The 14,754-nt window shown below is 66.6% G+C and carries 13 protein-coding genes and 1 pseudogene; 11 read left to right on the forward strand and 3 right to left on the reverse strand.

The features are described 5' to 3' along the window. A pseudogene (locus tag LI94_RS16205) lies at positions 1-963 on the reverse strand (hypothetical protein); the annotation flags it as partial. Positions 964-1,028: 65 nt separating this feature from the next. On the opposite strand from LI94_RS16205, the gene LI94_RS16210 reads away from it, so the two are divergent. Both LI94_RS16210 and LI94_RS16215 read left to right on the forward strand, forming a co-directional pair. After that, positions 1,029-1,751, forward strand: a complete 723-nt coding sequence (locus LI94_RS16210; protein WP_046301817.1) for a pirin-like bicupin family protein — start codon at positions 1,029-1,031, stop codon at positions 1,749-1,751. 175 nt (positions 1,752-1,926) lie between these two features. After that, positions 1,927-2,964, forward strand: a complete 1,038-nt coding sequence (locus LI94_RS16215) for a phosphodiester glycosidase family protein (protein WP_082105787.1) — start codon at positions 1,927-1,929, stop codon at positions 2,962-2,964. A 28-nt stretch (positions 2,965-2,992) separates the two neighbouring features. On the opposite strand, the gene LI94_RS16220 is transcribed toward LI94_RS16215, so the two are convergent. Together LI94_RS16220 and LI94_RS16225 are read right to left on the reverse strand one after the other, a co-directional pair. Continuing rightward, entirely contained in the window at positions 2,993-3,670 is a 678-nt protein-coding gene (locus LI94_RS16220) for a hypothetical protein (RefSeq protein WP_046301819.1), read from the reverse strand. Positions 3,671-3,809: 139 nt separating this feature from the next. Then, positions 3,810-4,355, reverse strand: a complete 546-nt coding sequence (locus tag LI94_RS16225; RefSeq protein ID WP_152664846.1) for a hypothetical protein — start codon at positions 4,353-4,355, stop codon at positions 3,810-3,812. A 425-nt stretch (positions 4,356-4,780) separates the two neighbouring features. Here LI94_RS16225 and LI94_RS16230 point away from each other — a divergent pair, with 425 nt between their 5' ends. From LI94_RS16230 to LI94_RS16270, 9 genes are all read left to right on the forward strand, one after another. Next, positions 4,781-5,650: an ABC transporter permease gene (locus LI94_RS16230; protein ID WP_046301821.1), complete on the forward strand. Its 870-nt coding sequence runs from the start codon at positions 4,781-4,783 to the stop codon at positions 5,648-5,650. A gap of 1 nt (position 5,651) precedes the next feature. Further along, on the forward strand, positions 5,652-6,509 hold the full coding sequence (locus LI94_RS16235; RefSeq protein WP_046301822.1) for an ABC transporter permease: 858 nt from the start codon (positions 5,652-5,654) through the stop codon (positions 6,507-6,509). 1 nt (position 6,510) lies between these two features. Continuing rightward, entirely contained in the window at positions 6,511-8,091 is a 1,581-nt protein-coding gene (locus LI94_RS16240) for an MlaD family protein (protein ID WP_046301823.1), read from the forward strand. After that, the gene (locus LI94_RS16245; RefSeq protein WP_046301824.1) at positions 8,088-9,167 is read left to right on the forward strand and encodes an MCE family protein; all 1,080 of its coding nucleotides are present in this window, start codon (positions 8,088-8,090) and stop codon (positions 9,165-9,167) included. Before LI94_RS16240 ends, LI94_RS16245 begins: the two co-directional genes overlap by 4 nt. A 108-nt stretch (positions 9,168-9,275) precedes the next feature. Continuing rightward, positions 9,276-10,328, forward strand: coding sequence for an MlaD family protein (locus LI94_RS16250; protein WP_046301825.1), 1,053 nt, complete (start codon positions 9,276-9,278; stop codon positions 10,326-10,328). Then, on the forward strand, positions 10,325-11,530 hold the full coding sequence (locus LI94_RS16255; RefSeq protein WP_239651251.1) for an MCE family protein: 1,206 nt from the start codon (positions 10,325-10,327) through the stop codon (positions 11,528-11,530). Before LI94_RS16250 ends, LI94_RS16255 begins: the two co-directional genes overlap by 4 nt. 2 nt (positions 11,531-11,532) lie before the next feature. Next, complete coding sequence (locus tag LI94_RS16260) at positions 11,533-12,780, forward strand: MCE family protein (RefSeq protein WP_051190281.1); 1,248 nt, start codon at positions 11,533-11,535, stop codon at positions 12,778-12,780. After that, positions 12,777-14,027, forward strand: coding sequence for an MlaD family protein (locus tag LI94_RS16265; RefSeq protein ID WP_024442912.1), 1,251 nt, complete (start codon positions 12,777-12,779; stop codon positions 14,025-14,027). The genes LI94_RS16260 and LI94_RS16265 overlap by 4 nt, the downstream gene beginning before the upstream one ends. A gap of 19 nt (positions 14,028-14,046) precedes the next feature. Next, positions 14,047-14,661: a hypothetical protein gene (locus tag LI94_RS16270; protein WP_024442913.1), complete on the forward strand. Its 615-nt coding sequence runs from the start codon at positions 14,047-14,049 to the stop codon at positions 14,659-14,661. Positions 14,662-14,754: the final 93 nt, after the last annotated feature.

Here is a 14,754-nt window from a genome sequence, read left to right on the forward strand (position 1 = left end):
GTGTATAAGAGACAGCTCGTAGGCGACGCGGTCATCGAAGATCGCCCCCGGCTGGTTGGGGCGCGGAATGTTGTTGCCGGCAGCCCAGTCCGGGTGCTGGCTGCGCAACGCATCGGCCTGCGCGGCCGCGTCCTGGGCCCGGACGATTTCGTCAGCCAGGTGCAATTTGTTGTAGTGGTCGTAGCCCAGATGATCCGGCGGGTCGCAGGGCATTCCCGGGTGGTTGCCGATGTTGTGGTCGGAGTTATAGAGCCAGTCCTTCTGTCCGGGCGTCAGGCTGTTCCAGTAGTCATTGAACTGCTTGGGATCGTCGGGAGCGGGTCCCGGTGGCGGCGCCGGCGCGTCCGCGTCGAATTCGTGCAGCTGCGCCTCAGGGTCGTAGCCGTCCCTGACCCGCAGATTCGTCAAGGCTTGTTGCAGGGTTTTGGAGTAGCCGTTGCGGATGACCGTGGCGTTGTGCAGCGCGGTCTCGGTGTCCTCCTCGGCCAACCGGCGGCACTGGGCGATGTCTGCGTCGTGGTCGTGGCCCTGACGCTCCTGTTCCAGGTACACGCCGATGCGGGCGTCGAGGACGATCAGGTTGGCGTTGAGCGCGGTGCTGTTGGCCAGCGAGGCGGCGCGGGCCTGGGCCAGGGCGGCGGCGATGGTCTCCAGGTCGGCGGCGATCTGGCCGAGCTGCTGATTGGTGGCGTGCAGGCCGTCCTTCACCCGCTGCACCTCGGCGCTGTTGTTGATCGGTTGCTCGCCGTTCTCCCTGTTGTACTGCTCGAAGTGCTGCTGGGCGGTGACAAACGTTTCCTCGGCCGTTGTCGCTGAGCCGGCGGCCGAGTGGAATGCCTGGGCCAGGAAGTTGATCTGGGTGGGGCTGCCGGCCTGCAGACTGTCGTCGACCGCCCACGGGTCACCGCCGGCCGCCGCGATGAGGCCGTCCACCTGGAGGTGCTGCAGGCTGGGACGGCTCACCCGACTGAGGCTAACCCGTCTCGACCAGCGGAACCAGCCGCTTTGGCGCGCTAACCTTGGAAGCCATGACCGGCCTGCTTGATGTGCGACGGGCTGATGACCGCGCGGCCACCCGCGCGCCCTGGCTGAATTCGCGGCATTCGTTCTCGTTCAACGATTACTACGACCCGGACAACACCCATCACGGGCTGCTGCTGGTCAACAACGATGACGTGGTGGAACCGGATGCCGGCTTTGACACCCACCCCCACCGCGACGCGGAGATCGTCACCTGGGTGCTTTCCGGCGCGTTGAGTCATCGCGATTCGATCGGCAATACCGGCGTCATTCATCCCGGTCTGGCGCAACGGATGTCGGCGGGCACCGGCATTCTGCATTCCGAGAAGAACGAATCCGCCAGTGAGCCGGTGCATTTCATCCAGATGTGGATCATGCCGGATACACCGGGGCGCACGCCGGGCTATCAGCAGCACGACATCGGTGCGGCACTGGCCGGCGGTGGGCTCATCACCGTCGCCTCGGGCAGTGACCCCGATGCCGCGATCAGCATCGGCAATGCGGGTGCCACGCTCTACGCCGCGCGGCTGCAGCCCGGAGACCGGGTCGGGCTACCCGATGCGCCGTATACCCATCTGTTCGTCGCGACCGGCCGTATCGATCTGGAGGGCGCCGGTGCACTACACACCGGCGACGCGGTTCGCTGCACAGCCGGCGGGGGTCAACGCCTTACCGCGTCCGCAGAGTCGGAGATCCTTATCTGGGAGATGCACCGCGGGCTCGGCGGCTGATCACTGATCATAACCAATCTGCCACCGACGCAGCACAATTCGGTCACGTAGGTTGTCCCGGGGGTTTCGGTGGCTACCGTAGGAATTCGGTGCCTCCCCCAGTCCGGAGCCGAAGGGATGAACAGTGTCGACTCCAGTGGCTTTCGCGCGCCGGCTGGCGGCCGGCTGCTTCGCAATGCTGCTCTGCGCCATCCTGGCGATCGGCCCGGGCCAGCCGACCGCGCGTGCCGCCGCCCAAGACCAGTTGGCCGCCGCGATCGCGCGGACCCCGGGCTCCTACCTGGTGTACAACTTCGGCAGCGGGCACCCCACACCGATGCTCAACGCCGCCGGCGACTGGTATGAGATGTCCGGCGGTGGACATCTGGTGGTCCTCAAGTCGGCCTCGCAGCGCATCGAGCCGCACCTGCTGGTCGACAGCCATAGCGGCCCCCAGGCCCGCTGTGAACGTGATCCGCGGGCCCGCACCAGCGAAGGGCTGATGCAGGCCTCCGAGCTCTACACCCCGCTGCAGGCCTGGCAGGCGCTGGGCCGGCCGACGGTGGCGATCAACGCCAACTTCTTCGACATCCGCGGCCAGCGAGGCGGGTCCTGGCGGACCACCAAGTGCAGTTCCCCGCTGGGCACCTACGTGGACAACACCCGCGGCAAGGGCCGGGCCAACGTCGCGGTCACCGGCACCGTGCCCTACGCCGGCAAGCAAGGACTGTCCGGCGGCAACGAGCACTGGTCGACACTTACCACGATGATCCTGCCGACTCGCGGCGCACCCTATGTGGTGTGGCCGCGTGGCGGCCGCGACGGCGGCGACTACGACTCGGCCGGGCCGACGGTCACCGGCCTGGTGGAACGCGGGGACCGATTCGTCGCGGTGAGCGGACTGGGACTGCTGGCCCCGGGCTTCACCGGGCAACTCAACGACGGCGGGCCGAGCGCGGCGCGAACCGCCGTGGGCTATTCACGAGCCAAAGACGAGCTGTACATCTTTCAGGGCGGCCACTACACCCCCGACAACATGCAGGACCTGTTCCGTGGCCTGGCCAGTGACCACGCCATCCTGCTCGACGGCGGTTCGTCCTCAGCGGTCGTGCTGCGCCGCGACGCCGGCGGCATGTGGACCGGCGCCGGGGTACCACGCGGGTCCTGCGACACCGCACAGGTACTGTGCGACGCACACGAACGCGCGCTGCCCAGCTGGCTCGGATTCAATTGACGGCGAAGGTCAGGCGAGACGCATTCGCTCAGGGCATCTCCACCTTGGCGGCCAGCCAACGGCCGTTCACCTTCTCCATGGTGATCACGATGCGGCTGCGGTCGATCTGCGCCTGGGGGGCGGTCTTGTTGCTCACCGCCTGATCGACGAACAGCAGCACCTCGACCTTGTTCTTGGTGGCGGACTTGACCGCCGAGTCGATCACGGTGCCGTGCGCGGACGCCTTGTTGTCGATCAGCAGTTGGCGCAGCTGTGCACTGGACGCGCTGTAGACGTCCTTGAACTCGCCGGTGGCTCCGTCGAGGATTTCGGCAAAGTTCTGGTCGATCGCGCCTGTGTCCACACTGGTGAGCACCAGGGTGTACTTCTCGGCGGCGTCCAGGGCCTGCGCGGCGGCCACCGTGCGCTGATGGTGTGCGAACAGCAGCCAGCCCTCGTAGGCCGCCCCGATCAGGCCCAGCGCCAGGACGGCCACGGCGATCCACCGCCGATTCGGCTTCAGGCCGCCGCTGCGTTCCGTGGGCCCGGCGGCGTCGTCCACGGTCTCGACAGCGACAGCATCCTCGTCGGACTCGTCGGACTCGTCGGACTCGGCGGACTCGGCGGACTCGGCGGACTCGGCGGACTCGGGCGCCGCACTGTCGTCGACGGCATCGGCCGCTGGTTCGACATGGTCGGCCGCCTGCTCGTCCTCACGGTCCGACACCTGAACTACCTCTCGTGGTCCGCTGCTGGAGGCCGTTCGGCCGCAACGCCTCCCGAACCTACCCCAACCCGCCCCTGCGGGTTCTTCCTTGGTTGCGGTGAACCGCAACGCCCGGTTTCGCCGCGTTGGCAATCGCCGCTCAGGTGCATGCCCTGGAATTCCGCAGGGCGTCGGCCCATCCCATCGCGGAGTCGATGTGGGGGCGCGTGAAGCCTGCCGGCTGTTTCTTGCGCATGCTGTCAGCGATGCGGGACAGCTGGAACAGCACGCCGGTCAGCTGTTCCCCGCCGTAGATCGGCGAGTAGGGGCCGAAGTTGTCCGGGGTATTGCGAATGGTCAGCGGCTGCAGTCGCGGTCCCAGGAAACCGGTCGCTCGGTCGATGTTGGCCACCACCGCTTCCGCCTGCGACTGCACGCCCGGGTAGACGTCGCGGTGATCTGCAAGGGTGCGGTTGAAGTCGTTGATCTGTCCTATCAGTGGGTCGAACTGGACGTTGAACCACTGGCACGAATCCGACATGCCGCCGATCATCTCGGGCGTCACCTGATAGGTGAAGGTGCTGTAGGGCCAGATGTCCATGCGCGGAGACCAGTCGCTGGGTCCGGGGGTGAACCCGGGAAGCGGCGGCGGCGGTACCGGATCGGCCACGGCGGAGCCTGGTGCAACCGCCCCGGCGACTGCCATCGCGCACGCGATCGTGGCAGCGATCTGTGTCCCTCCTGCCCGCATCGACACCTTTCTGATTTCCTTCCAAGCGTGACACCAGTCCCGGTCGAGTATCGCCATCGACGCCCGCACGTGGGCGCCAAAACCACCAAAACGCGTGCTACTGGCCAGTAACCCGGCCATAACCGGAGTCATGTTGCCTGAAGCGCCCCTGCCGGGGCATTGTGTCCGACATCATGTCCGGATGAAAGGTCGCGGCGAGACCCCATGAGCTCCTCCCTCACGTCCGCCATGCGTATCCTTTCTATCTACCCACCAGTTGGTCCAAGAAGTTCTGAACCCTACCGCGGAGTAAGAACTGTGACTATGGTGGCCGCCATGGATCACCCGCCGCACACGCGCCCGGCGACCGACGGTGATCTTACGACCACGATCGGCGACCAATGACCACCCAGGACGACCGCGACCTCGCCGCCGAGCCATCGCTCGACGGTGTGGCAGCCATCCAGGACTGGGCCACCGGTTATGTCAACCGCCACCCGCTGGCCTCGCTGACAACCGTCGGCGAACAGTGCGTGCTGGCGGTGCGCACCGTGCAGTACTTCTTCTCCGACCTGTTCAGCGGTCGATTCCAATGGGGCGAGTTCGTCCGGCAGAGCGCGTTTATGGCCAACACCGCAGTGCTGCCGACGGTCCTGGTGGCCTTGCCGATCGGAGTCACGCTCTCCATTCAGTTCGCGCTACTGGCCAACCAGGTCGGCGCCACCTCACTGGCCGGCGCGGCTGCCGGGCTGGCGGTCATCCGGCAGGCCGCCTCGTTGGTGGCGGCCATGCTGATGGCCGCCGCGGTCGGGTCGGCCATCACCGCCGACCTGGGCTCGCGAACCATGCGCGAGGAGACCGACGCCATGGAGGTGATGGGCGTCTCGGTGATCCGTCGACTGGTGGTCCCCCGCTTCGCCGCGGCCATCATGATCGGGGTAGCGCTGACCGGAATCACCTGTTTCGTAGGCTTTTTGGCCAGCTACCTGTTCAACGTGTATTTCCAGAAGGGCGCGCCCGGCAGCTTCGTGGCCACCTTCTCCTCGTTCGCCACCACCGGCGACATGATCGTCGCACTGATCAAGGCCGTGATCTACGGCGCGATCGTCGCGGTGGTGTCCTGCCAGAAAGGCCTGTCCACCCGCGGTGGCCCGGCCGGCGTGGCGAACTCGGTCAACGCTTCGGTGGTCGAATCGATCCTGGTGCTGATGATCGTCAACGTCGGCATCAGCGAGCTCTACAACGTGCTCTACCCACGGACGGGGCTGTGATTTGACTGCCTCCTCCTATGTCCCGGCGTTCGCGCGCCCGTTGCTGCGCGTGTACCGGATGGCGTCGGTGCCGACGATTCGTCTGGGACACATGCTGGTGTTCTTCGGCCGCGCCGCGGCCGGTGTTCCCACCGTGTTTCGGCACTACCGCAAGGAGTTTCTGCGGCTGCTCTCCGACATCGCTTGGGGCAACGGCTCCATCGTGGTGGGTGGGGGCACCGCCGGAGTGGCGATCGTCCTCGGCTTCACCGCCGGCGCACTGGTGGCGATCGAGGGCTACAACTTTCTGAACCTGCTGGGGCTCGGCCCGGCCACCGGCATCATCTCCTCACTGGTCAACACCCGTGAACTGGCGCCGATCATGGCCTCGATGGCATTTGCGATGCAGGCCGGTTGCCGCTTCACCGCCCAGCTCGGTGCCATGCGAATCGCCGAGGAGATCGACGCCCTCGATTCGATCGCGATCCGGCCCATTCCGTTCCTGGTGACCACGCGACTGCTGGCCGCGACCATCGCGGTGATCCCGCTGTACGTGGCCTGTCTGGCCATCACCTATCTGACCTGCCAGGTGGTCACCGGCATCATCGGCGGCGGCTCGATCGGCCCGTACATGCACTACTTCACCATGATGCTGAGCGGCAAAGACATCGTCTACTCCGTGCTCAAGTGCGTGGTGTTCGTGTGGTTGGCCTCCACCGTGCAGTGCTACTACGGCTTCTACGCCTCCGGCGGCCCCGAGGGGGTCGGGGTGGCCGCGGGACGGGCTATGCGCGCCAGCATCACGATCGTCATCATGGTCAACATGCTGCTGACCATGGCGTTGTGGAGCATCGATGCCGGCGCAAGGTTCGGTGGCTGACATGACCAATTCGCTGGACACCGACGGCCGCGGCCCGTCCGAAAATCAGCTGCTGGGTGCGGGAATCGCGGTCTTGCTGGTGATCGCGATGGCCACCGCGGGCCTGCTGGCCAAGTCCACCGGCATGCTCAACGCCTATGTGCGGGTGATCGCCGACCTGATCAACGTCGGCGACGGACTGCCCGCCCAGTCCGACGTCAAGTATCACGGACTGCTGGTCGGCAGCGTCACCGACGTGATCCCGGCCGCCTACGGCAAGCCCAACTACGTCCACATCAACCTCAAACCCGGCTACGCCAAAGACATTCCGATTTCGGTGACGGCCCGAGTAGTGCCGTCCAACGTCTTCGCGGTCTCGTCGATTCAGCTGGTCGATTCCGGCACCGGCGGCCCCACCATCCGCGACGGCAGCCACATCGCCGAGAACGGCGAACTGTCGACGGTGATCTTCCAGACCACGGTGTCCAAGCTGCGCGACATCCTGGCCGCCACCGGTCGCGGCCGCGAAGACCACAGCCTGGGCATCCTTGCGGCGGTCGGGGCGGCCACCGACAATCGGCGGGTCAAGCTGCTCAACACGGGTGCGCAGATGTCGCGCCTGCTCGATCAGCTCAACAGCATCGTCGCCACCGAGCCCGGCCCGTCGACGGTCTCGGCCCTGGTCGACGCCACCCACGGCCTGCAGTCCACGGCTCCCGAGCTCGTCGACGCACTGCACGAAGCGGTCGAACCGATGCGAGCGTTCGCCCAGAAGCGTGCCGAGTTGGCGTCGTTGGTCTCGGGCGGCCAGCACACCGTCGGTGTGGCCCGGGAAGCCCTCGACAACCACATCGACCAGCTGATCCAGATCACCCACGACCTGACGCCCGTCATCGGCGTGCTGGCCAACAACGCCGACAAATACGTACCGATCTTCACCCGGGTCAACCGGCTCTCCGACAAGTTCTTCGACCAGCTCTACGACCCCAAGTTGATCACCCGGAACATGCGGGCCAACCTGTCCTTCACCCCGCTGCACACCTACACCCGGGCGGACTGTCCGCAGTACGGCGAAGTGAAGGGACCCAGCTGCTACACGGCGCCGATGATCTCAGTGCGGCCCGAGCTTCCCGAGACACTGCTGCCGCAGAACTATCATTTCCCCGCCGGCCTCGAGCCGCCGGCCGGCACCGAGATCGGCCCCGACGGTAACCTGCGCGCCGTCGGGCCGCCCCTGGTGAACCCGAATCGCAGCCTGGAGGACACCAACCCGCCGCTGCCGTGGTGGACCGGGCCCTTCCCGCGGGTTCCCAGCAACGCCGACCCGCTTGACCCTGCTCCCCCGCCACCGCCCGGCCCGCCGATCCCGGCCCAGCCCCATGCACCGGAGTGGCAGCCGGCGGCGCCGGCGTCCTTCGGCGGCAACGTAGGACCTGTCGGGAGCCAGGCCGAGCGCAATCAGCTCGGTCTGATCGTCGGACCCATCACCGGCCGAAGCGAGCCGGCATCGGTGGCGACGCAGCTGCTGCTCGGCCCGGTCGCGCGGGGCAACGCCGTCTCTTGGGCCTCGCCCGGCCCCGGCAAAACGGGAGGCCGTAAGTGACATTCCGCGGACCGCTGATCGGCCTGTCTCTCTTCATGGTCGTGTCGACGGTGCTGACCTGGCTGGTCTATGCCACCCTGCGCCGCGATGTGGCCGGCTCCACGACGCCGTACGCAGCCGTGTTCACCGACGTGTACGGGTTGCGCGAGGGCGACGACGTCCGGATGGCCGGCGTCCGGGTCGGCCGGGTCGAGAAGGTCGCGCTGGACGGGAAGCTCGCGAAGGTCTCGTTCATCGTCCAAAGCGACCAGAAGCTGTACGGCAACACCGTCGCGTCGGTGACCTACCAGAACATCATCGGCCAGCGTTATCTCGGACTGTCGCTGGGGACTCTCGGGAGCACCGAACAATTGCCCCGCGGCAGCGTGATCGGTGTGGAGCACACCGAACCGTCCTTCGACGTCGGCGCCCTGCTCAACGGCTTCAAGCCGCTGATGTCGCTGCTGGACCCCAAACAGGCCGACGATCTGACCAAGGGTGTGCTGGAGTCACTGTCGGGCGACCAGGCGTCGATCGCCGCGCTGGTGGACCAGTCGTCGACCCTCACCTCGACGCTGGCCGGGCGCGACGAGGTGCTGGGGGACCTCATCACCAGCCTGAACCGGCTTACCGGCACCATCGCCGGACAGAACGACCAGCTGGATCACGCCCTGACCCAGGCCCGCCGCGCGGTCACCGACCTGGATTCACGGCGCCCGGCGTTGCAGTCCTCGGTCGGTTCCCTGGCCCAGACGACGCGACAGCTCGCACGGATCGCCGACGAGGTCTTCCCGTCCCTGGAAGAGATGATCAACCGGAAACCCGGTTTCACCAAGCACATGGCCGGTATCGAACCGCAGCTGGCGTTCACCGGCGCCAACCTGCCGCTGCTGCTCAAGGGCCTGGGCCGCGCATTCGGAGACGGCGCCTACGGCAACGCCTATCTGTGTGACCTGAACGCCACGGGATTCTTCCCCGGTTTCAACGACGTCACGACGATCATCGTCAACGCTGCCACCCCCGGCAACGCGCGCCCGATCACCCGGGAGAACCTGGCATGGCACTCTCCCCGATGCAGGAACACCGTCGATGGATAGCGCCATGACGATGCAGAGCGAAGCGATGAGGAGGAATGGCGCCATGGGTTGCGCCATGACGATGCAGAGCGAAGCGATGAGGAGGAATGGCGCCATGGGTGGAGCGCCGTGACCACACCGACCAAGAAGTTCTTCCGCGAATGGCGCACCCGACCGCTGGAGTCCTACAACACCACTTGGCTGGGGTTCGGGGCCCTGGCCGTGGTGGCCGTCGTGGTGGCCGCGGCACTGTTGGTCAAGGTGATCGGGTTCGGCTACACCCGCTACTCCGCGGAGTTCGCCCAGGCCGCCGCGCTGGCCCCCGGAAACCCGGTCATGGTCGCCGGCATCGAGGTGGGCCGGGTGACGAGCATGCGACTCGCCGGGGATCACGTGGTCGCCGGCCTGACCGTTCGCAACGACGTCCCCCTGGGTAAGGACACCCGGGCGAAGATCCAGGTGATGACGATCCTCGGGTCGCGGTATCTCAAGCTCGAGCCCGACGGCCCCGGCTCGCTGCCCGGCAAGCGGATCAACCTCGCCCACACCGAGGTTCCCTACTCCCTGGAGTCACTGCTCGAAGACGCCACCACCACCTTCGACCAGGTTGACTCCGACCAGTTCGGGCAGTCCCTGGCCGTGCTCGGCCAACAACTGAGCGGCCTGCCGCCGGTGATTCCGCAAGCGATGGCCAACCTGCACACGCTGTCGAAGATCACCGCCGACCGCCGCGACCAGCTGGGCACCCTGCTCGCCAGCACCCAGCGGGTGGCCACCACCCTGCGCAACCAGCAGACGCATCTGGGAAACCTGGTTGATCAAAGCCAGGACTTCATCGGTGAGCTGGTGGCACGGCAGAACACCTTCCACGCCATGCTGGCCGCGTTGACCAGTCTGGCGGGCCAACTCAACAGTGTCGTGGTCACCGACCGCGCCATGCTCGACGACATGCTGGCCAATCTGCGCGCTCTCTCGGACATGCTCGGCCAGCACGACGACCTGCTGCGCAGCCTGCTCCAGTCCGCACCGCCGCCGTTGCGGGGAATCACCAACGCCACCGGCTATGGACCCGGTATCGAGTTCTTCGCCGGCAACGGGATCGCGATCGACTCGTGGATGTGCGCCATCAGCGGCCGCGCCAAGCAGTTCGGCATGATCGAGTACTTCAAGGACTGCAAATGAGTGCGACACCGACGACCACCGCAGACGATCCGATCGAGGAGCCGGCAGACACAGACTCCACGCTGCCCGGCACCCAGCCGGTAGCTGCCGGCAAGAGCCGTCGCGGGGTCAAGGCGCTGGTGGCGACGCTGACCGCCGGTGCACTGATCACTGCCGTCGTGGCCGGCTCACATCTCAACCCCTTCGGCGGGCACATCACCGTCACCGCCCAATTCGACAGCGCCGCAGGCCTTTACGAAGGCAATGTGGTCGCGGTGCTCGGCATGCCGGTCGGCAAGGTCCGCAAGGTCACCCCCAAGGGCGAGTACGTCGAGGCGGAGTTCACCGTCGACCGCGGTGTGAAGATCCCCGCCGACGTCAACGCCGTAACCATCAACACCTCGATCCTCACCGCACGCCAGATCGAGCTGACCCCGGCGTATTCGGGCGGCCCGGTGTTGGCCGACCGCACCACTATCGGGCTGAACCGCACCCGCACACCGGTGGCGTTCGATCGCGTGCTCGACATGCTCGACAAGGTCTCCAAGTCACTGGGCGGCGACGGCAAGGGCAACGGACCGGTGGCCGATGTGATCAACGCTGGCGCCGATATCGCCAACGGCAACGGCGAGAAGATCAAGTCGGCACTGAGCGAACTGTCCCTGGCCCTGCGGCTCAGCTCCGACCGTGGCGAGGCGACCGGCGACCAGTTGACCACGATCATCACCAATCTCAGCTCGCTGATGGACGCCGCGGCCCGCAACGACGCGAAGCTGCGTCAATTCGGTTCCACCACGCGTCAGTTGAGTCAGATGCTGGCCAACGAGGACTTCGGTACCGGGCGCACCGGGCGCAAGTTCAACGAGATCGTCAGCCAGGCAACGTCGCTGCTGCAGACCAATCGGGACCACCTCAAACAGAGCATTCTCAACGGCGACACCGCCGTAACCACCTTCGTGGACAAGCAGCGCGACCTGGCCGAGCTGATCAACCTGCTCCCGCTGACGCTGGAGAACCTCTACAACGCCGTCGACTCCAACAACGGAGCGGTCCGCCTGCACGCACTGGTCGACAAGATCCTGGTCGACAGCCAAAGCACCAAGGAACTGTGCAACATGATGCACCTCCGGCAATTGGGATGCGGCACCGGAACCTTGGCAGACTACGGGCCGGACTTCGGCCTCACCTATGTCCTGGACGGCCTTTCGATGATGGGACAGTAGACGTGACACCACGATCGAGACGGGCACCGAGGACTGCCCTCGCCTTGTTGTGCAGTGCCGTCATCGCCTCGTCGGCAGCGGGCTGCGGCACCAGCGGGCTGGACAGCCTGCCGCTGCCGGCCCCGGGTATCGGCAGCGGGGGTTACCTGATCACCGCGGTGTTCGCCAACGCGCTCAACCTGCCCAGCCACGCCAAGGTGAAGCTCTCGGGTGCCGACGTGGGCCAGATGGAGTCGATGGTCGCGCGCAACTACACCGCGGTCAGCACGCTGCGCATCATGGACGGCGTCCGAATTCCGGTGGGCAGCACCGCTGAACTGCGGTCAGCCACACCGCTCGGGGACGTCTTCGTGGCGATCAAACCGCCGACCTCCGTTGACCCCTCTGCGCCACTGCTCAAGGGCGGCGACTCCATCGGACTGGATGCGACCACCTCGGCCGCCACCGTGGAGTCGGTGCTGAGCTCGGCAGCGCTGCTGGTGAACGGCGGCGCCGTGCAGAACTTCACCAACATCGTCAACGGCGCCGGGAAAGCCACCGGCGACCAGGGCAAGGCGTTCGGGAAGCTGATCAACCAGTCCAACGAGCTGCTGGCCAAACTCAACGCCCGATCCGGGGAGATCGAGACGGCCCTTCGTGAGACCAGCCGGCTCGCCGACCAACTCGATGCCCGCAGCGCCGCACTCACCGACGTGCTCAACGCGGCGGGGCCGGCGACCGACACCCTGGTGGACAACACCAGCCAGATCGCCGACCTGGTCGAGCAATTGGGCGCGACCAGCCGACAGCTGGCCCGGTTCCCGTCGATTGCCGGGACCGACGATTCCGGGCACAGCTTCATCAAGGACGCCAACGTGGTGGCCGGTGCGTGGAACGACGTGGCCACCGATCCCAGCACCAGCCTGGCCGCCCTCAACCGGCTGATGGCGCCGTTCATCAAGATGACGGCAGGTTCGGGTGTTTCGATGCACGCCAGCATCGACCGCCTGGTGTGGGGTTCCATGCCCGACGCCGGGTTCAAGGGCGACCCGGCGTTCCACGGCCCGAAGCGCTACGACTGGGCCAAGATGGCCGGTTCGATCAAATACGCGCTGTGGCGGCTGCAGGAACGCGTGGTGGGTCGCGGCCCGGACACCGACATGGGCCAAGCACCGTGGACGGCCGTCGGCCCGCCGATACCGCCGACCCCGGCGGAGGTTGACGCCGAAGACGCCGCGCCCGGCCCACTGATACCGAGGCCCACACCATGATCGACGCACTCAGTCGCCAGATCGTGGCCCTGGTCCGCGCCGGCTACCGGCGCAAGAACCTGCTGTCCGGGCTCGCGTTGGCAATGACCCTGGTGGTGGCGGTCGGCTACCTGCTGGTGGGGGCACTGCGGGTGAACCCGGCACGATCGACCTACCAGATCACCATCGCACTGCCCGATTCCGGCGGACTGCTCACCAACCAGGACGTGTCGGTGCGCGGCGTGCCGGTCGGCCGGATCGAGTCGCTGCGAATCACGCCGCAAGGCATCGACGCGGTCGCCAACGTCGACTCGAAGGTGAAGATTCCCGCCGCCAGCCCGGTACGCGTCTCCGGCCTGTCAGCGGCCGGCGAGCAGTACATCGACTTCGAACCCCCTTCGAACGACGGTCCATTCCTGTCGGCCGGCAGCGTGGTGTCCCGGGATCGCGCGACGACGCCGATTCCCATTTCGCAGTTGCTCGCCGACGCCGACGGCATGCTGGCCCAGACCGATCCACGCAAACTCGATCTGATCAAGAAGGAGCTCAGCCTCTCCGACGAAGGCCCGCGCAAGCTCACCGACATCGTCGACGGCGGCACCTTCCTGCTGTCCACCCTGGATTCGGTGCTGCCGGAGACAGTGAGCCTGCTCAGGTCGAGCCGGATCGTGCTGACCATGCTCAGCGACGTCAACAACGGCATGGCCGCAACATCAGCCAATCTCGACAAAGTGTTCAAGGGCGTCACTTCGATGATCGGGGGATACCACCGATTGGTCGACCAGGCTCCGGGGATGCTGGCGCAGGTCGACGCGCTGTTCGACGACAACTCCGACACCATGGTCGGGCTGCTGGGGAATCTGGTCACCCCCGCTCAGCTGCTCTACGTGCGCACTCCCGCGCTCAACGCCCTGTTCCCCAACTACCGCGGTTCCACGGTGGAGGCGCTCAGCTCGGCCATCCACGAAGACGGCATGTGGGCGACCGTCGACATCTACCCGCGCTACACCTGCGACTACGGCACGCCCCGGCGCCCTCTGTCCCAGGCGGACTACCCGGAGCCGTTCCTGTACGGCTACTGCCGCGACACCGACCAGTCCGTGCTGGTGCGCGGCGCCCACAATGCGCCACGCCCACCCGGTGATGACACCGCTGGCCCCCCGCCCGGTGCGGACCTGGCGGCCACCACCGACCCGACCCCCAAGGGCCGCTACACGATTCCCACCCCATACGGCGGGCCGCCACTGCTGATCGAACCGCCTCGTTGATGCTCAAGGAGATGCCGCGGTGAGCACCGCCGACGAACCGACCGCCGAGACCACGCCCGAGGACGTGGAATCCACTGCGGTTGAACCGGAGTCGAAAGCCGTCGAGGACGCGGACGAGGCCGCCACCGTGGAGTCGGCGGTAGCACCGGCACGCAAGGGTCGGATCCCGTTGCCAGTCGTGGCCGTCGCAGCCGCTTATGTCACCGTGTTCGGGCTGGTCTTCGGCCTCGGATGGCAGCTGGCGCAACAGGAGCGGGTCTCTGCGGCGGAAACAGCTGGACGCCAGGCGGCGGTGGACTACGCCCAGGTGTTGACCAGCATCGACTCCAACAAGGTCGATGACGACTTCAGCGCGGTCCTCAACGGCGCGACCGGGGATTTCAAAGACACTTACACCAAGGCCAGCGTTCAGCTGCGGCAGCTGCTGATCGACAACAAGGCGACCGCACAGGGCACGGTGGTGGAGTCCGCCGTGCAGTCCGGTTCCAAGGACACCGTGGTAGTGCTGTTGATGGTCAACCAGACGATCACCAACACCACGCGGCCCGACCCGCGGGTGGACCGCACCCGGATGAAGATGACGATGCAGAATGTCGACGGCCGGTGGCTGGCGAGCAAAGTCGAATTGCCTTAGGAGGCAGGCTATGTGGGCGACCCGGCTACTGACGGGCATGCTCGCCGCGGCACTTGCGGTGGCCACGGTGTCCGGGACACCGGTCGCCGGTGC

The organism is Mycobacterium sp. UM_Kg27, assembly GCF_000972905.1.
In the GTDB taxonomy this organism is placed as follows: domain Bacteria; phylum Actinomycetota; class Actinomycetes; order Mycobacteriales; family Mycobacteriaceae; genus Mycobacterium.